The sequence below is a fragment of the Pseudoduganella lurida genome, from assembly GCF_007830455.1.
Classification (GTDB): domain Bacteria; phylum Pseudomonadota; class Gammaproteobacteria; order Burkholderiales; family Burkholderiaceae_D; genus Rugamonas; species Rugamonas lurida.
Genome location: NZ_VLLB01000005.1, coordinates 22,361 through 47,539, shown reverse-complemented (window position 1 = coordinate 47,539; position 25,179 = coordinate 22,361). Strand labels below are relative to the sequence as shown.

The 25,179-nt window shown below is 68.0% G+C and carries 22 protein-coding genes; 4 read left to right on the top strand and 18 right to left on the bottom strand.

The window, feature by feature from the left end:
- Positions 1 to 138 precede the first annotated feature (138 nt).
- From IP91_RS14980 to rfbB, 6 genes are all read right to left on the bottom strand, one after another.
- Entirely contained in the window at positions 139 to 447 is a 309-nt protein-coding gene (locus IP91_RS14980) for an H-NS histone family protein (protein WP_145650243.1), read from the bottom strand.
- Between the two features lie 66 nt (positions 448 to 513).
- A complete protein-coding gene (locus IP91_RS14975; RefSeq protein WP_145649896.1) occupies positions 514 to 1,611 on the bottom strand; it encodes an MraY family glycosyltransferase in 1,098 nt (365 codons plus the stop codon).
- A 219-nt stretch (positions 1,612 to 1,830) separates the two neighbouring features.
- The gene (gene rfbD, locus IP91_RS14970; RefSeq protein WP_145649895.1) at positions 1,831 to 2,709 is read right to left on the bottom strand and encodes a dTDP-4-dehydrorhamnose reductase; all 879 of its coding nucleotides are present in this window, start codon (positions 2,707 to 2,709) and stop codon (positions 1,831 to 1,833) included.
- On the bottom strand, positions 2,706 to 3,251 hold the full coding sequence (gene rfbC, locus IP91_RS14965) for a dTDP-4-dehydrorhamnose 3,5-epimerase (protein ID WP_145649894.1): 546 nt from the start codon (positions 3,249 to 3,251) through the stop codon (positions 2,706 to 2,708). Before rfbC ends, rfbD begins: the two co-directional genes overlap by 4 nt.
- Positions 3,248 to 4,165 (bottom strand): glucose-1-phosphate thymidylyltransferase RfbA, encoded by a 918-nt coding sequence (gene rfbA, locus IP91_RS14960; protein ID WP_145649893.1) that lies wholly within the window; start codon positions 4,163 to 4,165, stop codon positions 3,248 to 3,250. Before rfbA ends, rfbC begins: the two co-directional genes overlap by 4 nt.
- Entirely contained in the window at positions 4,162 to 5,244 is a 1,083-nt protein-coding gene (gene rfbB, locus IP91_RS14955) for a dTDP-glucose 4,6-dehydratase (protein WP_145649892.1), read from the bottom strand. The genes rfbA and rfbB overlap by 4 nt, the downstream gene beginning before the upstream one ends.
- Before the next feature lie 101 nt (positions 5,245 to 5,345).
- Here rfbB and IP91_RS14950 point away from each other — a divergent pair, with 101 nt between their 5' ends.
- On the top strand, positions 5,346 to 6,191 hold the full coding sequence (locus IP91_RS14950) for a symmetrical bis(5'-nucleosyl)-tetraphosphatase (protein WP_145649891.1): 846 nt from the start codon (positions 5,346 to 5,348) through the stop codon (positions 6,189 to 6,191).
- Positions 6,192 to 6,371: 180 nt separating this feature from the next.
- On the opposite strand, the gene IP91_RS14945 is transcribed toward IP91_RS14950, so the two are convergent.
- From IP91_RS14945 to IP91_RS14920, 6 genes are all read right to left on the bottom strand, one after another.
- The gene (locus tag IP91_RS14945; protein ID WP_145649890.1) at positions 6,372 to 7,178 is read right to left on the bottom strand and encodes a lysophospholipid acyltransferase family protein; all 807 of its coding nucleotides are present in this window, start codon (positions 7,176 to 7,178) and stop codon (positions 6,372 to 6,374) included.
- Between the two features lie 176 nt (positions 7,179 to 7,354).
- The gene (locus IP91_RS14940) at positions 7,355 to 8,650 is read right to left on the bottom strand and encodes a dihydroorotase (RefSeq protein ID WP_145649889.1); all 1,296 of its coding nucleotides are present in this window, start codon (positions 8,648 to 8,650) and stop codon (positions 7,355 to 7,357) included.
- Positions 8,651 to 8,681: 31 nt separating this feature from the next.
- Complete coding sequence (locus IP91_RS14935; RefSeq protein WP_145649888.1) at positions 8,682 to 9,647, bottom strand: aspartate carbamoyltransferase catalytic subunit; 966 nt, start codon at positions 9,645 to 9,647, stop codon at positions 8,682 to 8,684.
- Positions 9,648 to 9,651: 4 nt separating this feature from the next.
- Positions 9,652 to 10,182 (bottom strand): bifunctional pyr operon transcriptional regulator/uracil phosphoribosyltransferase PyrR, encoded by a 531-nt coding sequence (gene pyrR, locus IP91_RS14930; RefSeq protein WP_145649887.1) that lies wholly within the window; start codon positions 10,180 to 10,182, stop codon positions 9,652 to 9,654.
- Positions 10,183 to 10,196: 14 nt separating this feature from the next.
- Positions 10,197 to 10,598 carry a Holliday junction resolvase RuvX gene (gene ruvX, locus IP91_RS14925; protein WP_145649886.1) on the bottom strand — a complete coding sequence of 134 codons (402 nt, stop codon included), beginning with the start codon at positions 10,596 to 10,598 and terminating at the stop codon, positions 10,197 to 10,199.
- Positions 10,591 to 11,250, bottom strand: coding sequence for a YqgE/AlgH family protein (locus IP91_RS14920; protein ID WP_145649885.1), 660 nt, complete (start codon positions 11,248 to 11,250; stop codon positions 10,591 to 10,593). Before IP91_RS14920 ends, ruvX begins: the two co-directional genes overlap by 8 nt.
- A 184-nt stretch (positions 11,251 to 11,434) precedes the next feature.
- Between IP91_RS14920 and IP91_RS14915 the strand changes: the two genes are divergently transcribed.
- The gene (locus IP91_RS14915) at positions 11,435 to 12,931 is read left to right on the top strand and encodes a cryptochrome/photolyase family protein (RefSeq protein WP_145649884.1); all 1,497 of its coding nucleotides are present in this window, start codon (positions 11,435 to 11,437) and stop codon (positions 12,929 to 12,931) included.
- Between the two features lie 189 nt (positions 12,932 to 13,120).
- Here IP91_RS14915 and IP91_RS14910 read toward each other — a convergent pair whose 3' ends face one another.
- From IP91_RS14910 to IP91_RS14885, 6 genes are all read right to left on the bottom strand, one after another.
- The gene (locus IP91_RS14910; RefSeq protein WP_229474470.1) at positions 13,121 to 18,784 is read right to left on the bottom strand and encodes a hybrid sensor histidine kinase/response regulator; all 5,664 of its coding nucleotides are present in this window, start codon (positions 18,782 to 18,784) and stop codon (positions 13,121 to 13,123) included.
- Between the two features lie 7 nt (positions 18,785 to 18,791).
- Positions 18,792 to 21,143: a methyl-accepting chemotaxis protein gene (locus IP91_RS14905; protein ID WP_145649883.1), complete on the bottom strand. Its 2,352-nt coding sequence runs from the start codon at positions 21,141 to 21,143 to the stop codon at positions 18,792 to 18,794.
- Between the two features lie 31 nt (positions 21,144 to 21,174).
- Entirely contained in the window at positions 21,175 to 21,726 is a 552-nt protein-coding gene (locus tag IP91_RS14900; RefSeq protein WP_145649882.1) for a chemotaxis protein CheW, read from the bottom strand.
- Positions 21,726 to 22,091 carry a response regulator transcription factor gene (locus tag IP91_RS14895; RefSeq protein WP_145649881.1) on the bottom strand — a complete coding sequence of 122 codons (366 nt, stop codon included), beginning with the start codon at positions 22,089 to 22,091 and terminating at the stop codon, positions 21,726 to 21,728. The genes IP91_RS14900 and IP91_RS14895 overlap by 1 nt, the downstream gene beginning before the upstream one ends.
- Positions 22,092 to 22,110: 19 nt before the next feature.
- On the bottom strand, positions 22,111 to 22,530 hold the full coding sequence (locus IP91_RS14890) for a response regulator (RefSeq protein WP_145649880.1): 420 nt from the start codon (positions 22,528 to 22,530) through the stop codon (positions 22,111 to 22,113).
- Positions 22,531 to 22,621: 91 nt separating this feature from the next.
- Positions 22,622 to 22,774: a rubredoxin gene (locus IP91_RS14885; RefSeq protein WP_199754621.1), complete on the bottom strand. Its 153-nt coding sequence runs from the start codon at positions 22,772 to 22,774 to the stop codon at positions 22,622 to 22,624.
- 104 nt (positions 22,775 to 22,878) lie between these two features.
- Between IP91_RS14885 and thiD the strand changes: the two genes are divergently transcribed.
- Together thiD and hemL are read left to right on the top strand one after the other, a co-directional pair.
- Complete coding sequence (gene thiD, locus IP91_RS14880) at positions 22,879 to 23,718, top strand: bifunctional hydroxymethylpyrimidine kinase/phosphomethylpyrimidine kinase (protein ID WP_145649879.1); 840 nt, start codon at positions 22,879 to 22,881, stop codon at positions 23,716 to 23,718.
- Entirely contained in the window at positions 23,718 to 25,004 is a 1,287-nt protein-coding gene (gene hemL, locus IP91_RS14875; protein ID WP_145649878.1) for a glutamate-1-semialdehyde 2,1-aminomutase, read from the top strand. Before thiD ends, hemL begins: the two co-directional genes overlap by 1 nt.
- Positions 25,005 to 25,179: the final 175 nt, after the last annotated feature.

Below are 25,179 nucleotides of genomic sequence, written 5' to 3'. Positions count from 1 at the left end.
GCCCGGGCTGAGCGCAGCCGGCTTTATGAAATGGAAACAGACGGTATAGTAAGTGCGATGACAGCAGCAGGCAAGTCCGCCCTGCTGCCATGCACGATGGGAGAGCCGCGCGCGGGCGCCGGCTTCAGGACAGCGGAATCAGATGCGCAGGTCGTCGATGGCCTTGCCGGAATCGAGCCATTCCTTGACCCATTTCGGCTGGCGGCCGCGGCCGGTCCATTGCTGGGTGTCGTCGCCGGGATTGCGGTAACGGGCGGCCACCGTGCTGCCTTTGCCGCGTGGATTCGTATTGATCAGTTCTTTCAGCGGCAGGCCAACGCGCTGGGCAATGGCGAAAATCTCTTCCTTGGCCTTTTGCAGATCCTGCGATTCGCGCTTCTTCAGTTCGCGCTTGATTTGTTCCTGCAGATTGCGCAAGTCCGACGCCGATAAATTCGACAGATCCATCGTCCATTCCTTTGTAAAATTGTTCGGAAACGTGATTCTCTGCGAAATATACACCAGATTCAATATCTACTGGTTTCTCTTGTGCCGGATCATCCAGCGCGGCGCTTTAAATCGGACGATGCGGACATAAAGCCAGACATAACTGATGATGAACAGCGCGCAGAAAAGCATCAGCACGCCGGTATGGCGCCAGAACACGGTGGCCGGAATAACCGCCATCAGCGAGAACATCCACAGATAAGGCGATGTCAGCGAATTGCGGCGCATCAGCGCGCGTGCATCCTTGCGGCCCACGGCCCATTGCACCACGCGGCGGAAGATCAGGCTGTGCAGGTGAATACCGTCCGGCATGGCGGGCGATTTGCCGCGAATGAACATGCGGCGATAGACGGAAAACAGGGTTTCGAATGCCGGATAGATCAGCAGCAGCGCGGCATACCAGGTCGATACCTGGGGATTGCGCATTACCAGCAGCAGCGCCAGCTCGCCCAGCATGAAACCGATAAAGTAGGCGCCACCGTCGCCAAGGAAAATCAGCCCCACCGGATAATTCCAGATCAGGAATCCGGCCGTGGCACCGGCCACCATCAGCGCCGCCACCAGCACGAACATGTCGTTCACCTGCAATGCCACATAACCCAGGGAAAGCAGCATGCAGATTGTGACAACACTGGCCAGTCCATTAAAGCCGTCGATGATATTGACGGCATTGGCAATACCCGCCACCGATAATATCGTCAATGGCAGCGTCAGCCAGATCCAGGGTAATGGCCAGACCGCATCGATCCAGTCGATCCGGTCGATTCGCGCATCGAGCAGGTAATAGCCGAGCAATGCGGCCACCATTGTCAGGAACAGGCGCCGCGCGGCCGACACGCGGCCCGTGTAATCCTCGACGATGCCGCCGACGAAAGCGCAGGAACTGCAGGCCATCAGCGACAGCATCCAGGTGGTCAATGCGGGCACCCGCCAGATCGATATGCAAGCGGACAGCGCGACCGCCAGGAAGATCGACAGCCCGCCGATCCGCGCCACGGAATGCGCGTGCACCTTCTGGACACCGTTGAAATCGGCATCGAGCGCCGGGCCATGCAGGCGCGACTCCTTGATGACCAGCAGGGTCAGCAGGGCGGAGGCGACAAAACTTACCAGGAATGAAAACATGAATTCGTAAATCGGTGAATGGCCGCGCGTATCGCCCGCCGATGCGGCGGCGCAGCAAGGGCATTGCCTGCTTGCCAACCAGCGATTGTACCGGAGTAATGAGGGTGGAAGAAAAAAACGCCACCCCGCGGGGTGGCGCATTCCAATGGCCCGGCTGGATTGCCCGGGATCCGCTTGCCAATGGAGACAGCGGACCGTGATGCAGTGCGCAGTGTGCCCTTATTCCAGGCACAGCCGCAGGGCTTCGCGCCAGTGCGGCAGCCGCACGAAACGCTCCTGCAGCCGCTCGGACGACAGCACGGAGAACTGCGGCCGCTTTGCCGGCACCGGATATTCTTCCGTCGTGATCGGCACCAGCTTGCAGGCGATGCCCGCCTCTTCCAGGATCGCCTGGGTAAAGCCAAACCAGGTCGTTTCACCCTGGCTGGACAGGTGGTAGATACCGCTATTGGCCTCCCACCAGCCGGCACCGCCCTGCCCCGCTTGGGCCAGTACCAGAGCGGTGCTGTCGGCGATCGTGCGGCTCCAGGTAGGCGCGCCGTGCTGGTCGCTCACGATGCGCAGCTCGTCGCGCTCCTTGGCCAGGCGCAGCATCGTCAGCAGGAAGTTCTTGCCGCGCATGCCGTACACCCAGCTGGTGCGGAAGATCAGGTGCGGCACGCCGGAAGCCGCGATGGCCTGCTCGCCGGCCAGCTTGCTGGCGCCATACACGTTCAGCGGCCCGACGGGATCGGTCTCCACGCGCGCGCCGCCATCCTGGCCGGAGAACACGTAGTCGGTCGAATAATGCACCAGCGCGGCGCCCAGCACCTTTGCTTCCTCGGCCATCACGGCCGGCGCTTCGGCATTGATGCGGTGCGCCAGTGCCGGCTCGGTTTCGGCCTTGTCGACGGCCGTGTAGGCGGCCGGGTTGACGATCAGCTGCGGGCGCTCGGCGCGGATCACGTCCCGCACCTGGTCCAGGTTGGCCAGGTCCATGCTGCTGCGGTCCACGGCAATGACTTCGCCGATGCCCTGCAGGCTGCGGCGCAGCTCGTGGCCCACCTGGCCGCTGCAGCCGGTCAGCAGGATCTTCGGTTGCCGGTTCCTGCGCGTCATTCGAACACTTCCGCATCCGCCAGCGCCAGCGCCTTCTGGTCCTTGGCCGACAGCAGCGGCACGCCGTCGATGGGCCAGTCGATGCCCACGGCCGGGTCGTTCCACAGCAGCGCGCGCTCGTGTTCCGGCGCGTAGTAGTCGGTGGTCTTGTACAGGAACTCGGCGAACTCGCTCGTCACGGCAAAGCCATGCGCGAAGCCGGGCGGGATCCAGAACTGGCGCTTGTTCTCGGCCGACAGCTCGACACCGAACCATTTGCCGAACGTGGGCGAGGCACGGCGCAGGTCGACGGCCACGTCGAACACGCTGCCGGCCGTCACGCGCACCAGCTTGCCCTGCGCCTGGCGGATCTGGTAGTGCAGGCCGCGCAGCACACCGCGCGCCGAGCGGGAGTGGTTGTCCTGCACGAACGGCAGCGTGACGCCCGTCAGGTCGGCGAACTTCTGCGCGTTGAAGCTCTCGTAGAAAAAGCCGCGGTCGTCGCCGAACACGGTCGGCTCGATGACCAGCAAGCCCTCGATCGGGGTGGGAATGACCTTCATCGCGGAATCACCTTGTCCTGCAGGATCTGCAGCAGATACTGGCCGTAGCCGTTCTTCTTCAGCGGTTCGGCCAGGCGCGCCAGCTGGGCGGCGTCGATGTAGCCCTTCCGGTACGCGATCTCCTCCGGACAGGCCACCTTCAGGCCCTGGCGCTTCTCGATGGTGGCGATGAACTGCGATGCGTCGAGCAGCGAATCGTGGGTGCCGGTGTCGAGCCAGGCCATGCCGCGGCCCATCAGCTCCACGCGCAGGTCGCCCCGTTCGAGGTAGGCGCGGTTGACGTCCGTGATCTCCAGCTCGCCGCGGGCGGAAGGCTGGATCGACGCGGCGATGTCGCACACCTGGCTGTCGTAGAAGTACAGGCCGGTGACGGCGTAGTTCGACTTCGGCACGGCCGGCTTTTCCTCGATGCTGATGGCGCGCCGCTCGCTGTCGAAATCGACCACGCCGTAGCGCTCCGGATCCTGCACGTGGTAGGCGAACACGGTGGCGCCGTCCGGCTGGCTGGCGGCGTTGCGCAGCAGGCCGTCCAGGTCGTTGCCGTAGTAGATGTTATCGCCCAGGATCAGCGCGGACGGTGCATCGCCCACGAAGTCGCGGCCGATGATGAAGGCCTGCGCCAGGCCGTCCGGCGAAGGCTGCACCGCGTAGGACAGCTGCAGGCCCCACTGGCTGCCGTCGCCCAGCAGGTCGCGGAAGCGCGGCGTGTCCTGCGGCGTGGAGATGATGAGGATCTCGCGCATCCCCGCCAGCATCAGCGTGGTGAGGGGATGGTAGATCATCGGCTTGTCGTAGATCGGCAGCAGCTGCTTCGAGACGCTGGTGGTGACCGGGTACAGCCGCGTGCCGGAGCCGCCGGCCAGGATGATGCCCTTGCGGCCCGTGATCGCGGGGTTCGATGCCTGGTCGTTCATGATGCCTCCGCCTGGCTGCTGTCGCGGTTGAAGTAATTGGTCTCGACCCATTTCGCATAGGCGCCCGACTGCACGTCCGCCACCCAGGCGGCGTTATCGAGGTACCACTGCACCGTCTTGCGGATGCCCGTCTCGAACGTCTCGGCCGGCTTCCAGCCCAGCTCGCGCTCCAGCTTGCGCGCATCGATCGCGTAGCGGCGGTCGTGGCCCGGGCGGTCCTTCACGTAGGTGATCTGGTCGCGGTAGCTGCCCGTGGCCTTCGGCTTCAGGCTGTCGAGGATGTCGCACAGCGTGTGCACCACGTCGAGGTTGGCCATCTCGTTCCAGCCGCCCACGTTGTAGGTTTCGCCCAGGCGGCCATCGGCCAGCACGCGGCGGATCGCCGCGCAGTGGTCGGACACGTACAGCCAGTCGCGGATCTGCTGGCCGTCGCCGTAGATCGGCAGCGGCTTGCCGGCCTGCGCGTTGGCGATGATCAGCGGGATCAGTTTTTCCGGGAAGTGGTAAGGGCCGTAGTTGTTCGAGCAGTTCGTGGTGAGCGTCGGGAAGCCGTAGGTATGGTGGTAGGAACGCACCAGGTGGTCGGAGGCTGCTTTCGACGCCGAATAGGGGCTGTTGGGCGCGAATGCCGTCGTTTCGGTGAACGCGGGATCGGTGGCGCCCAGCGTGCCGTACACTTCGTCGGTGGACACGTGCAGGAAGCGGAACGCCTCCTTCTCGGCGTCCGGCAGGGCGGTCCAGTAGGCCCGGGCCGCTTCCAGCAGGGCGAACGTGCCGTTGATATTCGTGTTGATGAACTCGGCCGGACCGTGGATCGACCGGTCCACATGGCTCTCGGCGGCGAAGTGCACGATGGCGCGCGGACGGTGTTCGCGCAGCAGGGCCAGCACCTGTTCGCCGTCGCAGATATCGCCGCGCACGAAGACGTGGCGGGCATCGTCCTTCAGGGACGCCAGGTTGTTCAGGTTGCCGGCATAGGTGAGCTTGTCGAAGTTGAGCACCGGCTCATCCGACCCGGCCAGCCAGTCCAGCACGAAGTTCGAGCCGATGAAACCGGCCCCGCCTGTCACGAAAATCATTTAGTATCCCTGTCCTGCAAGTTGATTAAGTAATAACCTCGATTGTAATGGAAAGCGCCCGCCGGCCTCCAGATAATTGCAATCGTGTATCTAGGAAACATATGCGGACCTATGCCATCGGCGACCTGCAAGGTTGTCATGCGGAAACAGTTTCACTCGTCGAAGCGATTCTGGCAAGGGAGAACGAACCGCCCTCCATCCTCTTTTGCGGCGACCTGATCAACCGAGGACCGGACTCGCTGGCCACCCTGCGCTATGTGCAGGCGCTGGCCCAGGGCAGCGGCGGCCGCATCGATGCCGTGCTGGGCAATCACGACCTGCACCTGCTGGCGGTGGCGAACGGCATCCGCCCGGAATCGGGCTCCGATACGCTGGACACCATCCTGGCCGCGCCGGACCGCGAGGCGCTGCTGCACTGGCTGCGCAGCCGCCCGATGGCCCTGTATACGAAGGGGCATCTGCTGGTGCACGGCGGCGTGCTGCCCCAGTGGACGGCAGAGCGGACGATGGCGCTGGCAGGCGAAGTGGAAGCGGCGCTGCGCAGCGACGAATGGGTGACGTTCCTGGCCGAGATGTACGGCAACCAGCCGGACCGCTGGGACGACGACCTGCGCGGCACGGCGCGGCTGCGCTGCATCGTCAATGCCCTGACCCGGATGCGCTTCTGCACGGCGGACGGCACGATGGACTTCAAGCAGAAGGAAAGCGCCACGATCGACCCGGCCACCGGCCTGCTGCCGTGGTTCGAGGTGCCGGGCCGCGCCACGGCGGACGTGACCGTGGTGTTCGGGCACTGGTCGGCGCTCGGCCTGCGCATCGAACCGAAGCTGGTGGCGCTGGACAGCGGCTGCGTGTGGGGCGGCCAGCTGTCGGCCGTCTGCCTGGACGACCGGTCGCTGCTGCAGGTGGAGTGCCCGGAGTTCCGAAGGGCGAAGGGCAAGGGCTGACGCTGCATGGTGATGCTGCCTGAAGGCTGGAGTCAGGCACCGCGACATGCGCAGACGGTTCTGCCGAAGTCCCGGAGCAGCGGTGCCAAGCCCCGGTACGCCGCGGTTCGTGGCCACCACTACCGGCGGCTGCCCGGTGCCGGGAGCCCAGGTACGTCGCGGTTCTCTGCGGCTTGCGCCCTACGCCGCGGCCGCGTCCGGATCGCCATCCTCTTCCACTGCGTCATCCAGCCCGGCCTCCTCCGCCTCGGCGGGCGCGGGAATGCCCAGCGCCTGGCGGATGGCCTGGTAGGAACGTTCGGCCATTTCGCGGCGGTTCAGGTTCTCCGCCTTCATCGAGCGCAGGATGGTCACCCGCGCATGGATCGGCTTGCCGGACATGATGGCCATCACGCTCTGCGCGAACGTCATCTCACCGATGAACTCGACCGCCGGATGGAGGTTGCGGCGGCTGTCGATGTAGCGGATCGCGTAGGGCTGCACGCGCGCTTTTGCGTCCACCGCGGCCTGGAACAGGTTGGCGTGGAACGGCAGCAGCGTGCCCTGCGGCGCCGTGGTTCCTTCCGGGAAGAAGGCCACCCGCTCGCCCCCTTTCAGTGCCGTCACGAGCCCCTCGAACGCACGCCGCAGGTCGCGCCGGCTGCCGCGGGCGATGAACACGGTGCCGGCCTGCTCCACCAGCCAGCCGGCCAGCGGCCACGAGCGGATCTCGGCCTTCGCCACGAAGCGGCATGGATACAGCGCGTTCAGCACGAAGATGTCGAGCCAGGACACATGGTTCGACACCACCAGCGCCTGGGCGCGCGGCACCGCGCTGCCACCGGTGATCTGCACCTGCACATTGCAGATGGCCAGCAGGTAGCGCGACCAGCGCCGCACGTGCACTTCGCGCGCCTGCCGGTCGACCCAGGGAAATACCAGCGCGCAGATCGCCATGCCCACCAGCAGGTGGATGACGAGCCGCACGATACGCAGGAAAACGATCATGGAAATAAGGAAGAGGACAGAGTCACCATCATTGCACGATACCAGTCATCCGTGTACCGGTGATGACATCGGGCCGGGCCGGCGGGGTCGGAGTCACGGCCAGCCCGCCATGACCGCGGGGGTCATGGCGGGGATCATGGCAGCGGTTCATGGCGAAACCGCCGGCACCGCAGTCGTCAGCGTGCCGCGCGCTCGAACGCCACGTGGCCGGCCACGATGGTGGCGCGCACCTGGCCCGGCATCTCGTAGCCGATGAACGGCGTGTGCTTGCCCTGGCTGGCCAGCGCGGCCGGCTCGACCAGCCAGCGCGCCTGCGGATCGAACACCACCACGTCCGCCACCGCGCCCACCGCCAGGTGGCCGGCATCGAGCCCTGCCACGCGGGCCGGATCGGCCGTCACCCGCTGCAGCGCCTTGAACAGGTTGGCGGCACCATGGTTCTGTTCCTCGGCCCATTTCAGTGCCAGCGACAGCAGCAGCTCCAGGCCCGTCGCGCCCGGCGAGGCTTCGCCGAACGGCAGCAGCTTCTCGTCGTCGTCGACCGGCGTGTGGTCCGAGCAGATGGCGTCGACCGTGCCATCGGCCACCGCATTGCGGATCGCCTCGCGGTCGCGCTGGCTGCGGAACGGCGGCGTCACGCGCGCGTTCGGGTCGAAGAAATTGATGTCGGCATCGGTCAGGTGCACGTGATGGGCGCCCACGTCGCAGGTGACGGGCAGCCCTTCCGCCTTCGCCGCGCGCACCAGTTCCAGCCCGGCCGCGGACGACAGGCGGCACAGGTGCACCCGCGCGCCAGTCGACCGTACCAGCTCGAAGATGGTGTGCAGCGCGATGGTCTCGGCCATCACCGGCACGCCGGACAGGCCCAGGCGCGAGGCCAGCGGGCCGCTGTGCGCCACGCCGCCCTTGCCGATGTGCGCATCCTGCGGCCGCAGCCACACGGTGTAGCCGAACGTCTTCGCGTACTGCAGCGCGCGCAGCAGCACATTGGTGTCCTCGACCGGTACTTCGGCCTGCGCGAAGCCGATGCAGCCCGCTTCCGTCAGTTCCGCCATCTCCGTCAGCGCGGCGCCCTTCAGGCCCATCGTCAGCGCGCCCAGCGGATGCACATTGGCCTGGTTGCGGCCCCGTGCGCGGTGCTTCAGCATCTCGACCAGGCCCGGCTCGTCCAGCACGGGATCCGTGTCCGGCGGGCAGACGAGGCTCGTCACGCCGCCCTGCATGGCCGCCTGCAGTTCCGATTCCAGCGTGGCCTTGTATTCGTAGCCCGGCTCGCGCAGCCGCGCCGACAGGTCCACCAGGCCCGGTGCGACGACGAGGCCGGTGGCATCGAGCGTGCGCTCGGCCGTGAAGCCCTCCGGCGCCGTACCGAATGCGGCCACCTTGCCGTCGACGATGTACACGTCCTGCACGGTGTCGACACCGTTGGCCGGGTCGATCACGCGGCCGTTTTGAATGAGAAGATTACTCATCAGATCGTTATTCCTGCGCTTCATCCTGTATTTACCCTTGATTGCCTGCCACGATGCTCATCACCGCCATCCGCACCGCGATGCCGAACGTGACCTGCGGCAGGATCACGGCCTGCGGCCCGTCCGCCACGGCCGAATCGATCTCCACGCCCCGGTTCATCGGCCCCGGGTGCATCACGATCGCATCCGGCCTGGCCAGCGCCAGGCGCTCGGGCGTGAGGCCGTAGCTCTTGAAGTATTCCTGGGCGGACGGCAGCAGCGCGCCGCTCATGCGCTCGTTCTGCAGCCGCAGCATGATGATCACGTCGACGTCCTTCAGCCCTTCGTCCATGTTGGTGAAGGTGCGCACGCCCAGCTGGTCCAGGCCGCCCGGCAGCAGCGTGTGCGGGCCGATCGCGCGGATCTCCGGTACGCCCAGCGTGGACAGCGCGTGGATGTCGGACCGGGCCACGCGGCTGTGCAGGATGTCGCCAACAATGGCCACGCGCAGGTTCGTGAAGTCCTTCTTGTAGTGCCGGATCGTGTACATGTCCAGCAGGCCCTGGGTCGGGTGCGCGTGGCGGCCGTCGCCCGCGTTCACCACGTGCACGTGGTTCTGCTTCGTGTCGTGCAGGTGCTTGGCGATCAGGTAGGGCGCGCCGGACGAGGCGTGGCGTACCACGAACATGTCCGCATGCATGGCGGCCAGGTTGTCGATCGTGTCCAGCAGCGATTCGCCCTTGCTGGCCGAGGAGGCCGAGATGTTCAGGTTGATCACGTCCGCCGACAGGCGCTTCGACGCGATCTCGAACGTGGTCCGGGTGCGCGTGGAGTTCTCGAAGAACAGGTTGAACACGCTTTTCCCGCGCAGCAGCGGCACCTTCTTGACCTCGCGGTCCGACACGCTGACGAACGAGGACGCCGTGTCGAGGATCTGGTTGATGATGGCCTTCGGCAGGCCTTCGGTCGTCAGCAGGTGCTGCAGCTCGCCGTGTTTGTTCAGTTGCGGATTGAGCATGGGATCAGGTCACTGGATGGTCGTGTTCGATGGTCAGGGTGAAGCGGCGCGCCTCGTCCTGCGTCAGGCGCAGCGCCTGGCCGGCGGCAACGCGAGTATGGGCCGCCACGAAGTCCGCCGCCACCGGCAACTGGCGCTCGCCGCGGTCCACCAGCGCCGCGAGCAGGATGCGCGCCGGGCGGCCATAGTCGAACAGCTCGTTGATCGCGGCGCGCGTGGTGCGGCCCGTGTACAGCACGTCGTCCACCAGCAGGATGGTGGCGCCGGCCACGTCGAAGCCGATATGGGTGGGTTTCACTTCGGCGGGCAGGCCCTTCTTTGCGTAGTCGTCGCGGTAGAAGGACACATCGAGTACGCCGCAGCGTTCGGTCAGGCCCAGGTCCTGCGCCAGGCGCTCGGCGATCCAGGCACCGCCGGAGTGGATGCCGACGATGGCGGGATCGTGCGCGCCGGCCAGGCCGGTCTTTACCTGCTCGAGCAGCGCGGCATACAGCGCCTCGGCGTCCAGGCTGGCGGGGTCAGTCAGATTGGGCATGGGAGTCAAAGAAATCAGTTCGAATCAAAATATTGTTGCAGGATGATGGCGGCGGCGCGGTCGTCGATGACCTCGCCCCGCTTCGCCGACAGCACGGCGGACGAATAGCGCTCGTCGACCAGTTCGACGGGAATGCCGAAGCGGCCGTGCAGCTGGTTGGCGAAGCGGCGGCAGCGCGCCGTCATCTCGTGTTCGGCGCCATCGGGATGCAGCGGCAGGCCCACGATCAGCAGCGCGGGATGCCACTGGTCGATCAGTGCGCGGATCCGCGCGAAGCGGGTGGCATTGTCGATCGCTTCCACGACGGCCAGCGGACTGGCCTGGCCGATCAGCGTGTTGCCCATCGCTACACCGATGCGTTTGATGCCGAAGTCGAAGCCGAATACTGTCCGGGGTGCGGTCTGCAAGCTAGGCATGCCCCGCTTCGGACGTGAGCATCAGCGGGTCGATGCCCAGCAGTTTCATGGCCGCCAGGTAGCGCTCCTCGACCGGCAGGTCGAACAGCACGTCCGGATCGGCATGCACGGTCAGCCAGCCGTTGCGGCTGATCTCGTCCTCGATCTGGCCCGGGCTCCAGCCCGAATAGCCGATCGAGACCAGCATGCGCTGCGGGCCGGCACCGCGCGCGACGGCTTCCAGCACGTCGATCGAGGTGGTGAAGGCCACGTCGTCCGTCACCGTCAGCGACGACGAATAGCGCGCGCCGGGCGTGTGCAGCACGAAGCCGCGGTCGTCCTGCACGGGGCCGCCGAACATGATGGCCTTGTCCGTCATCCCCTCGCGGCCGGCCGTCACTTCGATGTCGATGCGCTCGAACAGCGTGTCCATCGTCATGTCCGTGGGCTTGTTGATCACCACGCCGAGCACGCCGTTTTCATTGTGCTCGCAGACGTAGACGACGGTGCCGCCGAAGACGGGATCCTGCATGGACGGCATTGCGATCAGGAAGTGATTCGCCAGGTTCAGCGCCGGCGTCGTGGAGGCGTCCTCCGGTTCCAGTTTGTGCAAGGGGGACTCCTGTAACAAGCCAGGCACGGGTAGCGGTTTGCTCGCTCTGCTCTTCTTCATGGCTACTCTCTTTGCTGGACTTTCTGTTTGCACGGTGGAAACTTCACGCGTACATCGACAGTTTACTATGAATTGCCGGAACGGCCACCGAATCGGGATGGGCGCCCGGTACGGCCTGGGTGGCGCCCTGTATACTGATCGTAGGCAATAATTTCCCTCCACGAATTGACGTCCCGCACACCCAATGCCCATCAGCAATAACAATCCCGCCGGCCCGCCGGATGCCGCCCGGGGCGCCCTCGTCTGGTTCCGGCGCGACCTGCGCGCATTCGACCACGCCGCCCTGCATCACGCGCTGCGCGCCGGCGGCCCGGTCCACTGCGTGTTCGTGTTCGACAAGCCGATCCTGGCCGGCCTGCCGCGCGACGACCGCCGCGTGGCCTTCCTCCACGCCTCGCTGGCCGAACTGGCGCAGGAGCTGGAAACGCTCGGCGGCCATCTGGTGGTGCTGCACGACGATGCGCGTGACGCGATCCCGGCCCTGGCGCGGCAGTTGAACGTCGCTGCCGTCCATGCCGCCGAGGACTACGACCCGGCCGCCATTGCCCGCGACAGCGCCGTCGCCGCCGCATTGCAGGCCGATGGCCGCACGCTGCACCTGCACAAGGACCAGGTGATCTTCGCCAAAGAGGAGGTGCTGTCCCGCGTGGGCAAGCCGCTGTCGGTGTTCACGCCCTATAAAAAATCATGGCTGCGCCGGCTGGAGGCGGAACCGGAAGCGCTGGCGCCGTGGCATGTCGAACCGCATGCTGCCGCCTTTGCGCCGGGTGCCAGCCCGCTGCCGTCATTGCAGGACATCGGCTTCGCTGGCGCCGACCTGGCCGCCGTCGGCATCGTTCCCGGCATGGAGGGCGGCGCGGCGCTGTTCGAGGCCTTCCAGCCGCACCTGGCCGACTACGGCACCGCGCGCGACTACCCGGAGCTGGACGCCACCTCGCGCCTGTCGCTGCACCTGCGCTTCGGCACCGTGTCGATCCGCCACCTGGTGCGCACGGTGATGCAGCTGTCCGCGCGGGGCCAGGCCGGCGAAGGCGGTGCCACCTGGCTGTCGGAGCTCATCTGGCGCGAGTTCTACCAGCAGATCCTGTACTTCAACCCGCAGGTGGTGGAAGCGTCGTTCAAGCCCGCCTACGACCGGGTCGCATGGGAGACGGGCGCCGCGGCGGATGAGCTGTTCGCCGCCTGGTGCGAGGGCCGCACCGGCTTCCCGCTGGTCGACGCGGCGATGGTGCAGCTGAACACCACGGGCTTCATGCACAACCGCCTGCGCATGGTCACGGCCAGCTTCCTGTGCAAGGACTTCGGCATCGACTGGCGCCGCGGCGAGCGCTACTTTGCGCTGCGGCTGAACGACTACGAACTGGCATCGAACAACGGCGGCTGGCAGTGGGCCGCCTCCAGCGGCTGCGATGCGCAGCCGTTCTTCCGCATCTTCAATCCCGTCACCCAGTCGGAACGCTTCGACAAGGATGGCGCGTTCATTCGCCGCTACCTGCCCGTGCTGGCCGCCCTGCCGTCGAAACAGATCCATGCGCCGTGGCTGCATGGCGGCGTTCCCGGCTATCCGGCACCGCTGGTCGACCATGCCGAGGCGCGCCAGCGCACGCTGGAGCGGTTCGAGGTGGTGAAGGGGAAGGCGGCGGAGGATGTCACGGCGAGCGGTGAAGACGCCGGGGTGTGACCCGCGGCGCCGGCGGCTGTTACCTGGGCTGTTACCTCGGCTGTTTCGTCGGCTGTCAGCTAGACCGCGGGTCTGACCCCGGCCGTTCGGATGCGCAGTCGGCTCGCATGCCAACTGCTGGGGTCAGACCCGCGATGCAGCCGCGGATTCCCGGGAAGGCCCGGGCGCTGTGGGTCAGACCCCGGCGGCTCAGCGGTCCCGGGCACCAGCCTCCTCCACACCCGGCAGCAACCCCGCAATCGCCCCCAGCAGGATGGTCTCCTGGAACGGCTTGCCGAAGTAGGCATTCACGCCCAGCTGCAGCGCGGCGTTGCGGTGCTTGTCCGCGCTGCGCGAGGTGATCATGATGATCGGGATGTCGCGCGTGGCGGCATCGGCGCGGATGTTGCGGGTCAGGTCGAAGCCGTCCATGCGCGGCATCTCGATATCGACCAGCATCAGGTCCGGCTTGCGCACGGCGACCTGCTCGAGCGCCTCCACGCCATCCTTCGCCAGCAGCACCGTGTAGCCCTCGCGTTCGAGCAGCCGCTGCGTGACCTTGCGCACCGTGAGCGAATCGTCGACGACCAGGATCGTGCCGCTGGCCGCCTGCGGCAGCACCGGCGCCAGTGCGGCGGCCGGCACGCCGGTCCCGGACTCGGCCAGGTGCTGGGCACGCTGCTGGAACAGGATCACGGGATTGAGGATCAACACGATCTCGCCCGACCCCAGCACGGTGGCTCCCGCGATGCCGGGCACGCGCGCCAGCTGCGGGCCCGTGTTCTTGACGACCACTTCGCGGTTGCCCAGCACCTCGTCGGCGCGGATCGCCAGCCGGTCGGTGCCGGCCCGCAGCACCAGCACGGCCACCGAACGCTGCGCCAGCGGCCGCGCGCCCGTCTCGCCCAGCAGCGCCGGCAGGTAGTGCAGCGCCAGCGGCTGGCCGCCCACGTCCACCGTGCCGGACGCTTCGTCCAGCGCGCCCGCCTTCACCTGCAGCACCTGCTCCACCAGCGCCGCCGGCACCGCATGCGTCTTGCCGCCGGCGGCCAGCAGCACCACCTGCGTGACGGCCAATGTCAACGGCAGGTGGATGATGAAGCGGGTGCCCTGCCCCGGTACCGTGTGCGTGTCGATACGGCCGCCCAGCGTCTGCGCTTCCGAGCGCACCACGTCCATGCCCACGCCGCGGCCGGCCAGCTCCGTCAGCGTGTCCGCCGTGGAGAAGCCCGGCTCGAAGATCAGGTTGGCGACCTGCGCCGGATCGGCATCGTCCGCAGTGTCGGCCGTCAGCAGGCCCAGCTCGCGCGCCTTGGCGCGGATGCGGTCCAGGTCCAGCCCGGCGCCATCGTCCGAGAACTCCAGCACCACTTCGTTGCCCTGCTGGGTGGCCTGCACCAGGATCTCGCCGGTTTCTTCCTTGCCCGCTTCGGCGCGCACCACGCGCGGTTCGATGCCGTGCACGATCGCGTTGCGCAGCAGGTGTTCGAACGGCGCCGCCATCCGCTCCAGCACGCCCCGGTCCATCTCCACGGAACCGCCGCGGATATCCAGGTTGACGCGCTTGTCGAGTTCCTTGGCACTCTGGCGCGCCACGCGGAACAGGCGTTCGGCGATGCTCGCGAACGGCACCATCCGCACCCGCATCAGGTCGCGCTGCAGGTCGCGGGTCATGCGCGCCTGCTGCACCAGGTCGTCGCTGGCGCTGTCCACCGAACGCACCAGGCTGGCGTGGAACGAAGCCACGTCGCCCACGCTTTCGGCCATCATGCGCGTGAGCTCCTGCAGGCGCGTGAAGCGGTCGAATTCGAGCGGATCGAATTCGCGCTCGCCGGCGATGGACAGGCGCGACGCGATCTGCGTCTCGGCCTGCATCTCCACCTCGCGCAGGTGGCCCCGCAGGCGGTCCAGATTGTCCTGGAAGTCGGCCAGCGCCGTGCGCAGTGCCCCCACCTCGTTTTCCAGGCGCGAGCGGCTGATCGACACCTCGCCGGCCTGGTTGACGAGGCGGTCGAGGATGTCCGCACGCACCCGCACCAGCGGCACCTGGGCGGCGGCGCCTTCCGGTTCGGCCGGGGCGGAGGCTGGGGCCGCCGGTTCCGCGCTGGCGGGATGCTGCAGCTGTTCGAACAGCAGCAGCGCATGGTCGTAATGGGCCAGCAATTCCTCGAACGCCTGCGGCGCGGGCTGCCCCATGCCCTCGATATGGGTTTCCATCTCGTGGGCGTGCTGGCCCAGGCGCATGGCGCCGGCCATGCGCGCGCTGCCCTTGAGAGTATGCAGCACGCGCTGCAGCGTGGCCGGATGTTCGCCATGGTCCGGCGCATGCTGCCAGGCGCGCAGCGCGGCGCCCACCTGCGGTAGCAGGTCCGCCCCCTCTTCCAGGAACACGGGCAGCAGGTCGGGGTCGAGTTCATCGGCCACCGGCGGCAGGTTCGATTCGGGTTCGGGCAGGGCCAGCACCTGGACGGCCGGTTCTTCCGCTGCTGCTTCGGTTTCGGTTTCGGCTTCGGTTTCGGCTTCGGTTTCGGTTTCGGCTTCGGTTTCGGTTTCGGTTTCGGCTTCGGCTTCCGGCGCTGCTTCAGCGGCTTCCGGCAGCGACTCCGCCTGCGGTGCGTCCTGCAGGCCCGTATCAGGTTCCGCCAACGCCTCCGGCGCGGCCTGCGTCAGCGGCGGCGCGGCAAAGGCATCGTCGAACGCGGAGTCGAACAGGTCGTCGATCGATTCGTCCTGCGTGGCGGCGGGCGGACGGGCAGGCGCCGCCGTGCCGCGCTCCGGTGCCGCCGGCGGATCGGCCAGCAGCGCCTGGTAGGTATCGGCAAACAGCGTCTCCAAGCGCGCCGTCAAGTCGTCCTGGGGGGCGGCGGCATCGGGCTGCGCTTCTGCCTGCGCTTCGGCGTGCATCCCGCCCAGCATGCTGTCCAGGCGCGCTTCCAGTTCCGGGCCGAAGCCGTGCGCGCGGGCCCATTCGGCGCGCAGCTGTTCCAGCGCGGCCACCAGTTCCGGCTGCTCGTCGGGCAGCTCGCCGGCCGTGAAGCCGTCGAGCATCTGGCCGATACGCGCGACGGCCACGTCGACCGCGTCGTGGTGGGCGGGATCGTGCAGCATCGGCGGGGCCGCTTCCAGCGTTGCCTCCAGCGCGTGCGCCAGATCGCGCAGCGCCTTGAAGCCGACGGTGGCCGAGACGCCTGCCAGCGTGTGCGCGGCCGGCAGCATCGTGTCGGGGGGACGGCCCTCGGTACGCCAGGCAGCGCCGGCCTCGGCCAGCGTGCGCACCAGCCCGGCCGCTTCCACCACGTAGATGTCATACAGCGGCGCGGGCACGGCGAGGCGGCCGATGAAGGTCATGGCGCTGGCCGGTTCCGTTGCCGGTGCCTCCGCTGCCTGCGGCAGTTGCTCGTCCTCCGCTGGCGGCTGCTGCTCGTCCGCCGCGGGCTGCTGCAGTGCATACGGCGCGGTCGAAGCGTGCCCCATCTCCGGCGCGGCGGCGGCGCTTTCCTCGGTCGCGTTTTCGTCCGTGACATAGGCCTCGGCCGCCGCCGATCCGGCTCCGGTGCGTGCTGCGGTTGCTAATTCGTCGGTGGGGGATTCGTCGGTTGCGGATTCGTCGGCTGCAGACTCCTCTGCCGCGGATCCGCTCGCCGGCGCGGGGGGCGCCGCAGCCGGCGCGGCAAACGCCCCGCCCTGCTGCACCCGTGCCGCGGCGGCCGCCAGCGGTGCGGCACTGCGCGGCGAGATCCCTTGCGCGACCAGCTCGGCGACCCAGGCGTCCAGCTCGGCCGCGCTCCATTCGAGAAGGCCGAACAGCGCATCGCTGGCCGCCCGCTCCTCGCCGATCCACGTGTTCATGACCTTTTCGATCGCCGATGCCGCGTCGGCGAACTGGTTCAATCCCACCATGCGGCCGCTGCCCTTGAGCGTGTGGAACGAGCGGCGCAGCTGCGCCAGGCTGGCCGGCGCTCCCGCCTCGGCGCGGGGCTGCGCCAGCGTGCTGTCGACGAAGGCCAGCACCTCCTGCGCTTCGCCGATGAAGATCTCCAGCAGCTCGGCCTCGATCGCCGCGTCGCCGGTGCCCGAGGCCGGATAGCTTTCCTCCAGTACCGGCACGGCGGGCGGCGGCACTTCTTCCTCCAGCACGGGAATCGATTCGGCGCCGGCGATCTTGCGGAACGGGACGGCGCGGAACGTCCCCTGCGCGGCATCGAAGGCAAACCTTTCCCGCGCGCCGGCACCGTTCTGGGCCAGCATGTCGACAAAGAAGCCCAGCGCGCCGACGTTCTGCGCGATGGCATCGAGCTGGCGGCCCTCCTCCGGCGCCGCCCCCTGCGCCAGGCCGGCAACGGCGCCGCGCACGTGGCGCACCGCCGCCTGTCCCTCCGGCTGGTCCGTGATGGCCAGCGCGCCTTCCAGCTGGTGCAGCATGCCATCGAGCGCCGCCAGCTGCGGGCGCTGGCCGGCGTCGGCATGGAACTCGTCCAGCGCCCGCTCCACGTCGCGCAGCGTGGCCTTCATCTGCTGCGCCAGCGCGGCCACGGTATCGTCCTGCCGCAGCTGCTGGGCCAGGCCGTGCTGCCACTGGGCCGGCGCGGGCGGCTGTTCGCCCGCCACCAGGGCCTGCAGGCGCGCGCCGATGGTGTCCGCGCTGGCGGCGAAATCGTCCGGCAGGTGGCGGATCTGGTCCAGGCCGTGCCCGGCAAACAGCAGCGCCGTCGCCACCTCCAGGCCGAGCGCCTCGCTGCGTCCGCTGCCGGCCGCCGTGCCGGCCACGCTGGCGACCTGCCGCATCAGCGCGGCCAGCGGCGTGACGTTCAGTTTGTCCGCCGCCGCAGCCACCAGCGCCAGCGCCCGGGAAAGATCGGCCGGCGCGCCGTCGTCGCCTTCCTCGGTGCGCTGCCAGGCGGCGCGCGACTGCGCCAGGCCGTCATGCGCACGTGCCAGCGCCTCCGGATCGATCTGGCCGTAGCGCTTTGCGGTGTAGTCGGCCGGCACCGTGCCGTCCAGCGCGAAGCCGCTGCGCAATGCCTGGGCCAGCGGTGTCAGCTGGTCCGGGTCGGCCGCGGCGATGAAGAACAGCGCATCGCGCAGCACCGCATCGGGCGTTTCGGGTGCGCCCTGGGCCAGCCGGCGCATCTGCAGGTTGGCCGCGCCGAACAGCTGCTTCACGTACACGCCGCCCGCCAGATGGCCGGCCGCCACCAGCTCCGCGCCGGCCTGCAGCGCCAGCCAGAACACGCGGCTGCGCGGCGCGGCCTGCGCGGCCGCCACTTCGGCGATCACCTCGGCCAGCGGCTGCGCCTGGGCCGGGTCGCCCGACTTCAGGTAAGGCAGCAGCGCCCGTTCGAAACGGCTGCGCAGCGCGCCGAAATCCGCCGTGTCGCCTTCGGCGGCGGGCAGCTCGGGCGTGCGCGCCAGGTCCGGGAAGAACAGGTCGGCCGGATGGATGCGCGCGGCGCCCAGCAGGCGCTGCACCGCCTCGTAATACGGGAACAGCCGCACCGGCTGGAACGGCGCGCCGTCCAGCAGCTCTTCCAGGAACTCCACCAGCGCCTGGTACAGCTCGGCGATGGCCTGCACATGGTCGGCGCTGCATTTCACGCTGCCATCCTTGAAGCGGTCCAGCGCTTCCTCGGCCAGCTGCGTGACCGCCGCCACGCCTTCCACATCCACCATCTGCAGGGCGCCATGCGCCTGGTGCAGGTGCGACTTGGCCAGCCGCAGCGCGGTGGCCTGGTCTTCCGGATCGAGCCCGCCGGCCTCGAACAGCGCCGTGCGCGACCGCCCCAGCGCCTCGCGGATCTCGCCCATCACCCAGGACAGCGGACCGGGGTCGAAGGAGTGGCTGGACACGGGATGGGACGTACGGCTTTCGATCATGCTTGCCTCATGAGGTAATGCGGAAACGCGAGACGGAATCCTTCAGCTGCTGGGCCAGGTCGGACAGCTGGCGCACCGATTGCGCCGTCTGCTGCGTGCCGTCCTTGGTCTGTTCCGTCACTTGCAGGATATGGCCGATATTGCGCGCCACGCCGCTGGCCGACGTGGCCTGAGCACCGGTGGCCCGCGACATGCCTTCGATCAGTTCGGCGAGCTGCTGCGACACGCGCTGGATGTCTTCCAGCGCGGCGCCGGCCGCATCGGACAGCTGCGCGCCTTCCACCACGCCACTGGTGGCCTTTTCCATCGCCGCCACCGTGTCGTGCGTGTCGGCCTGGATGGTGCGCACCAGCGCGCCGATCTGCTTGGCGGCCGACGCGGAACGCTCGGCCAGCCGCTGCACCTCCTCCGCCACCACCGAGAAGCCGCGCCCCGCCTCGCCGGCCGATGCGGCCTGGATCGCCGCGTTCAGCGCCAGCACGTTGGTCTGCTCGGTGATGTCCGAGATCAGCTCGGTGATTTCGCCGATCTCCTGCGACGATTCGCCCAGCCGCTTGATGCGCTTGGAGGTTTCCTGGATCTGTTCGCGGATGCCGTGCATGCCGGTGATGGCGTTCTGCACGGCGGTGGCGCCCTGGCGCGCCGCATCGACCGACTGGCGTGCCACGTCGGCCGATTCGGCGGCGGAGCGCGACACCTCGGTGATTTCCTTGGCCATGCGCAGCACGGTGGCGCTGGCGGCGCGGATCTCGCTGGCCTGCTGCTGCGAGGCGCCCAGCAGTTCCGTCGAGATGCCCTGCGCGTGCGTGGACGCGAGATTCACCTGCTCGGCCGTCGCCGTTACGCGGCCCACCAGCCCGCGCAGTTCCTCGACCGTGTAGTTGACGGAGTCGGCGATCGCGCCCGTGATGTCTTCCGAGACGGTGGCCTGCACCGTCAGGTCGCCATCGGCCACTTCCTGCAGCTCGTTCATCAGGCGCAGGATGGCCGCCTGGTTCTGCGCATTGGTGGCCTTGGCTTCCTCCTCCTTCTTCTGCGCCTGCAGCCGCAGCGTCTCGGCCTGCTGGCGTCGGTGCTCGGCGGCGCGGGTGCGGTTGTACGAGTCCTGCAGCAGCACGCGGCCGATCGCGGCGCCCGTCAGCAGGGTCAGCATGCCGCCGGCCACCATCAGCCAGAACGTCCAGTTCAGTTCCCCCAGCGTGCCGCGGTAGCTGTCCTGCAGTTCGGCGAGGGCCTGGCGCAGTTCCTCGTTGCGGCCGAAGACGAGGCGTTCGGCATCCTTGGCGGCCACGAAGCGGTCGGCGCGGGCCAGGATCGTGCCGGCCTGCGCCTGGTACGGTTCGAAGCTGGTGCGCAGCGCGGCCAGGCGTTCGCGCACGTCGGCGTCGCCCACGGCGGCCAGGCCCAGCGCAGTGCTGCCGTTCAGCAGCCCATCGACGGTGAGGCGGAAGGTGGCGATGTCGCGGCCCATCCGGAAGGCCGTTTCGGAACCGATGCCGTCCGCACTGAGGAAATCGGCGGCGCCCCGGCTCAGCCGCTGCGTCAGCATCGCCAGCCGGCCCAGCGCGGCGACTTCGCGCGCGCCGGCACCGCGCTGCAGCCGCAGTGCCGCGATCTCTTCGACCTGCGCCAGCAGTTGCGGCGCGCCCCGGTCGAGCGTGCGCAGCGCCTGGTCCATGCCGGCCAGGTCGCCGCGCAGCGCCAGGATGGTGTCGGCCGCCTTCGCGGTGGCGGCCCATTTGGCGCGTGCCGCCGTCACCGCGGCCTGCTGCGCCGTGCCGGCCGCCGGTACATCGCGGTTGCGGAAGCTGCCGCCATTGGCGAGGAGCGCCAGGTCGTTCTCCAGTTCGCGGCGGCTTTCGGCCAGCTGGCGGAAGCCTTCCGCATTGCCCTGCACCGCATTGGGCGCCGCCTTGCCGATGCGCTGCGAGTGCATCAGCGCGTCGCCGGCCACCTGCGTGCTGGCGGCGCTTTGCGCATTGTGTTCCACGTTCAGCGCCACGAAGCCGGCCGACAGGGCCACGCTGACTGCCAGCGCGGTGACGAGATAGCTCAGCTGGCGCTGCGGCGGCAGGTGGCCGATCAGCGGCAACCGCAGCGACGGGCTGTCCGGCACCGCGCCGGCCCTGCCGCGGCGGCGCAGCGCATCGCGCAGGCGCAGCGGGGAATCGTCGACATCGGCGACACGGGAGGGATCGGGTGCGGGGACCGTGCCCGCAACGGCGCCGGCCTGATAGGCGAAACGGGAGTCGGCGGCGGCGGCGCCATAGGCAAATTCGGAGTCCGGACCGCGTTCGTCGCGCCGGTGCTCCCGTCTGCGTGCCAGGTTGCGTGACGGATTGCGTGAAAAGAGGCCCATCGTTCCCTTTCGCGGTGCGTGGTGGCGGGCGCTAGACGCCGATCTGCAGGAAGCGCGCTTCCCGTACCAGCAGCGCCAGGTCGAGCCGCAGCCAGGCCTGGCCATCGGCATCGGCGTGCCGTCCGGCGCACCAGGCGGGATCGTCCGCCGTGGCGGCAGCCGGCTGCATGTCGTCCAGCCGGCGCAGGCCCAGCACGCGCGTGGCCTGCAGCGCGCACGGCAGGCCGAGCGTGGCCGAGAAGGTCAGCAGGCGCGTTTCCGGGCCGGGCAGCGCCGGTGCATCGCCCAGGTAGCGGGCCAGGTCGACGACGCCGGTCAGGCTGCCGCGCAGGTTGGCCAGGCCCAGGTACCAGGGCTGGGTGAGCGGCACCGGCGCGATGGCCTGCTGCGGCACGATCTCGCCGATCTGCGTCAGGTCCAGCAGGCAGTGGCGGGCGCCGACGAGTACGCCCAATTCGCGGCCCGCGGCCGGCGCGGCGCCCTGCGCGGCCTGCATGCGTTCCAGCAGCTGCACCTGGTACTGGCGCAGCCGGCTGCGGCGTTCGCCGTCGTGGGACTGGGTGTCGTCGTCCGTGCGCACCATCAGCCGAGCGCTTCGATCTTGGACAGCAGCTCGGCCGCGTCGACCGGCTTCACCAGGTATTCCTTGGCACCCTGGCGCAGCCCCCAGATACGGTCCGTCTCCTGGTTCTTCGACGAGCAGATGAACACCGGCACATCCTGCAGCTCGGGATCGCGGGCGATCGAGCGGGTGACCTGGAAGCCGTTCGCGCCGGGCATCACCACGTCCATCAGGATCAGTTCCGGCTTGTCGGCGCGGATGCTGGCCATCGCCTGCTCGCCGTTTTCGGCGGTGGACACGGCATAGCCGTTGCGGGACAGGATGTCCGTCAGGTAGTAGCGCTCGGTGGGCGAATCGTCGACGATCAGAATTCTGTGGATGGCCATGCTGGGTTCCTGTGGTCGCTTATGCTTGCGTTGTGTGCTCGCGCACCGCGGCCAGCAGGCTGTCTTTGCTGAAGGGTTTGGTGAGATAGGCCGAGGAGCCGACCATCGCGCCGCGCGCCCGGTCGAACAGGCCGTCCTTCGAGGACAGCATCAGCACGGGCGTGGCGTGGAATTTCGCGCTCTGCTTGATCAGCGCGCAGGTCTGGTAGCCGTCCAGGCGGGGCATCAGGATGTCGCAGAACACCAGCGCCGGCGCATGTTCGACGATCTTGGCCAGCGCATCGAAACCGTCTTCGGCCAGCACCACCCGGTAGCCGGCCTGGCTGAGGAAGATCTCGGCGGAGCGGCGGATCGTGCTGCTGTCGTCGATCACCATGATCTTCAGCCCATCGCTCCTCGAGCCTTCCGCTGGCGCTGTCGTGATATCGGCTGTCGTCATATCCTGTCTGGTTACCCACCGTTCCCGCTACGATAGCACAGGGGGAAAATGACGGCGCCCAGGTCGGAATGCCAGCCGGCGCCCCGCTTCCTTAGAAGGCCACCATCTCGAAATCGTCCTTGCGCGCGCCGCATTCCGGGCAGGTCCAGTTCATCGGCACGTCTTCCCAGCGGGTGCCCGGCGCGATGCCTTCGTCCGGCAGGCCGGCCGCTTCGTCGTAGATCCAGCCGCAGATCAGGCACATCCAGCTTTTGAATTCCACGCCCGTATTGCTCTCAACATTGCTGCTCACGTTTTGCCACCCTCTATCTAGTAAAATGCCGGATCGGGTATCTTAATCTACTGGCCGTGCAAAACCAAACATCTCCCCTCATTCTGACATTCGGCGTGGCCGATCCGATCGGCGCGGTGGGCGTGCATGCCGACCTTGGCGTCTTCGCGGCGCTCGGTTGCCACGGCCTGGCAGTGACCACGGCGCTGCTCATCGGCGACAGCGCCCGCGTCGAGGAACAGCAGCACGTGGAGCCGGACTGGGTCTCCGACCAGGCCCGCGTGGTACTGGAAGATGCGGCGGTGGCGGCCTTCAAGATCGGCGCCATCGACGACATGGAACACGTGTCCTCGATCGCCGAAGTGGTCTCCGATTATCCCGATGCGCCCCTGATCCTCGATCCCTTCGGCTCGCAGCTGCCGGCCCTGTCGGAACAGACCGACCCGGAAGAACTCCTCACGGTGCTGCGCCAGCTGCTGGTGCCGCAGGCCACGCTGCTGGTGCTGTCGCAGGTGGAGCTGGGCCGCATGGCGGAAACCTGGCGCGACCTGTCGAACGGCGAAACGATCGGCGACGATGCCCAGCACCTGATCGACCTGGGTTGCGAATACGTGCTGGTGACGGGCACGCCGGCCGGCACCTCGCGTGCCGAATCGGGCCTGCGCGCCAATACGCTGTATGGTGACGGAGGCGTGGTGCGGCACGACCGCTGGCAGCACCTGGTGGGCCCGTTCGTGGGCGCCGGCGGCGTGCTGTCGGCCGCGATCGCCGCCTACATGGCGCAGGGCGTGGCGCTGCCGCAGGCCGTCGACCTGGCCCAGCAATACACGTTCGGCGCGCTGAAGCATGCGCAGCGCTATGGCATGGGCCGGCTGGTGCCGAACCGTTTTCATCAGATGCAGAACAAGGATACGTAATGACGATTTCGCAAAACGATGTGCTGTTCGAACGCGCGCAGAAGACCACGCCCGGCGGTGTCAATTCGCCGGTGCGCGCGTTCCGCTCGGTCGGCGGCACGCCCCGCTTCATCAGCCGCGCCGAAGGCCCGTACTTCTGGGACGCGGACGGCAAGCGCTACATCGACTACATCGGTTCGTGGGGCCCGGCCATCGTCGGCCACGCCCACCCGGAAGTCGTGAAGGCCGTGCAGGATGCCGCCACGCGCGGCCTGTCGTTCGGCGCGCCCACCCGGGGCGAAGTCGAGATGGCCGAGGAAATCCGCAAGCTGGTGCCGTCGATCGACCAGGTGCGCCTGGTCTCCTCCGGCACGGAAGCGACCATGAGCGCCCTGCGGCTGGCACGCGGCGCCACGGGGCGCGACAAGATCGTCAAGTTCGAAGGCTGCTACCACGGCCACGCCGATTCGCTGCTGGTCAAGGCGGGCAGCGGCCTGCTCACGTTCGGCAATCCCACCTCCGCCGGGGTGCCGGAAGACTTCGTCAAGCACACGCTGGTGCTGGACTATAACGACGTGCCGATGATCGAGGAGGCGTTTGCCGAATTCGGCGACGAGATCGCCTGCGTGATCGTCGAACCGGTGGCCGGCAACATGAACCTGATCAAGGCCACGCCCGAGTTCCTGCAGGCGCTGCGCAAGCTGTGCACGCAGCACGGCGCGCTGCTGATCTTCGACGAAGTGATGTGCGGCTTCCGCGTGGGCCTGGGCGGCGCGCAGGCGCTGTACGGCATCACGCCGGACCTGACGGCGCTGGGCAAGGTGATCGGCGGCGGCCTGCCGGTGGCGGCTTTCGGCGGCAGCGCGGAGCTGATGGGCCACATGGCGCCGCTGGGTGCCGTGTACCAGGCCGGCACGCTGTCCGGCAACCCGATCGCGGTGGCGGCCGGCATGACGACCTTGAAACTGATCCAGCAGCCCGGCTTCTACGACCGCCTGACGGCCACCGCCAAGCGCCTGGCCGAAGGCCTCACCGATGCGGCATTCCAGGAAGGCGTGACCTTCTGCGCCGACTACGAGGGCGGCATGTTCGGCCTGTATTTCTCCGCCGAGCCGCCGCGCAACTACGCGGAGATGATGGCCGGCGACCGCGCCAAGTTCAACGAGTTCTTCCACGCGATGCTGGACGAAGGCGTGTACTTCGCGCCGGCCGCGTTCGAGGCGGGCTTCGTCTCGGCCGCGCATGACGATGCCGTGATCGATGAAACGATCGAAGCGGCGCGGCGGGTGTTTGCGCGGCTGAAGTAACGGTTTCTGCGGAACGTGCAAAAAGGACGGGTGACCGTCCTTTTTTTACGCCCGGCCCCGCTATCGGCTTGGGATCGGCTTAGGATGGGCTTAACGGCCCTGCAATTAAACTTTTTCTTAACAGCAAGCCGGCGACACTGCCATCCCCATGCCTTCCCCCAGTCCGATAACCCTG

What these genes read in the sequence shown, in the direction of transcription:
- IP91_RS14980 (WP_145650243.1), bottom strand. Translation starts at nt 447, where the DNA reads ATGGATCTGTCGAATTTATCGGCGTCGGACTTGCGCAATCTGCAGGAA.
- rfbB (WP_145649892.1), bottom strand. Translation starts at nt 5,244, where the DNA reads ATGATTTTCGTGACAGGCGGGGCCGGTTTCATCGGCTCGAACTTCGTG.
- IP91_RS14905 (WP_145649883.1), bottom strand. Translation starts at nt 21,143, where the DNA reads ATGGGCCTCTTTTCACGCAATCCGTCACGCAACCTGGCACGCAGACGG.
- IP91_RS14910 (WP_229474470.1), bottom strand. Translation starts at nt 18,784, where the DNA reads ATGATCGAAAGCCGTACGTCCCATCCCGTGTCCAGCCACTCCTTCGAC.
- IP91_RS14885 (WP_199754621.1), bottom strand. Translation starts at nt 22,774, where the DNA reads ATGTGCCTGATCTGCGGCTGGATCTACGACGAAGCGGCCGGCCTGCCG.
- hemL (WP_145649878.1), top strand. Translation starts at nt 23,718, where the DNA reads ATGACGATTTCGCAAAACGATGTGCTGTTCGAACGCGCGCAGAAGACC.
- rfbC (WP_145649894.1), bottom strand. Translation starts at nt 3,251, where the DNA reads ATGAAGGTCATTCCCACCCCGATCGAGGGCTTGCTGGTCATCGAGCCG.
- IP91_RS14950 (WP_145649891.1), top strand. Translation starts at nt 5,346, where the DNA reads ATGCGGACCTATGCCATCGGCGACCTGCAAGGTTGTCATGCGGAAACA.
- IP91_RS14895 (WP_145649881.1), bottom strand. Translation starts at nt 22,091, where the DNA reads ATGGCCATCCACAGAATTCTGATCGTCGACGATTCGCCCACCGAGCGC.
- IP91_RS14890 (WP_145649880.1), bottom strand. Translation starts at nt 22,530, where the DNA reads ATGACGACAGCCGATATCACGACAGCGCCAGCGGAAGGCTCGAGGAGC.
- rfbA (WP_145649893.1), bottom strand. Translation starts at nt 4,165, where the DNA reads ATGAACGACCAGGCATCGAACCCCGCGATCACGGGCCGCAAGGGCATC.
- rfbD (WP_145649895.1), bottom strand. Translation starts at nt 2,709, where the DNA reads ATGACGCGCAGGAACCGGCAACCGAAGATCCTGCTGACCGGCTGCAGC.
- IP91_RS14975 (WP_145649896.1), bottom strand. Translation starts at nt 1,611, where the DNA reads ATGTTTTCATTCCTGGTAAGTTTTGTCGCCTCCGCCCTGCTGACCCTG.
- IP91_RS14935 (WP_145649888.1), bottom strand. Translation starts at nt 9,647, where the DNA reads ATGCTCAATCCGCAACTGAACAAACACGGCGAGCTGCAGCACCTGCTG.
- ruvX (WP_145649886.1), bottom strand. Translation starts at nt 10,598, where the DNA reads ATGCCTAGCTTGCAGACCGCACCCCGGACAGTATTCGGCTTCGACTTC.
- IP91_RS14945 (WP_145649890.1), bottom strand. Translation starts at nt 7,178, where the DNA reads ATGATCGTTTTCCTGCGTATCGTGCGGCTCGTCATCCACCTGCTGGTG.
- IP91_RS14920 (WP_145649885.1), bottom strand. Translation starts at nt 11,250, where the DNA reads ATGAAGAAGAGCAGAGCGAGCAAACCGCTACCCGTGCCTGGCTTGTTA.
- pyrR (WP_145649887.1), bottom strand. Translation starts at nt 10,182, where the DNA reads ATGCCCAATCTGACTGACCCCGCCAGCCTGGACGCCGAGGCGCTGTAT.
- IP91_RS14900 (WP_145649882.1), bottom strand. Translation starts at nt 21,726, where the DNA reads ATGGTGCGCACGGACGACGACACCCAGTCCCACGACGGCGAACGCCGC.
- IP91_RS14940 (WP_145649889.1), bottom strand. Translation starts at nt 8,650, where the DNA reads ATGAGTAATCTTCTCATTCAAAACGGCCGCGTGATCGACCCGGCCAAC.
- IP91_RS14915 (WP_145649884.1), top strand. Translation starts at nt 11,435, where the DNA reads ATGCCCATCAGCAATAACAATCCCGCCGGCCCGCCGGATGCCGCCCGG.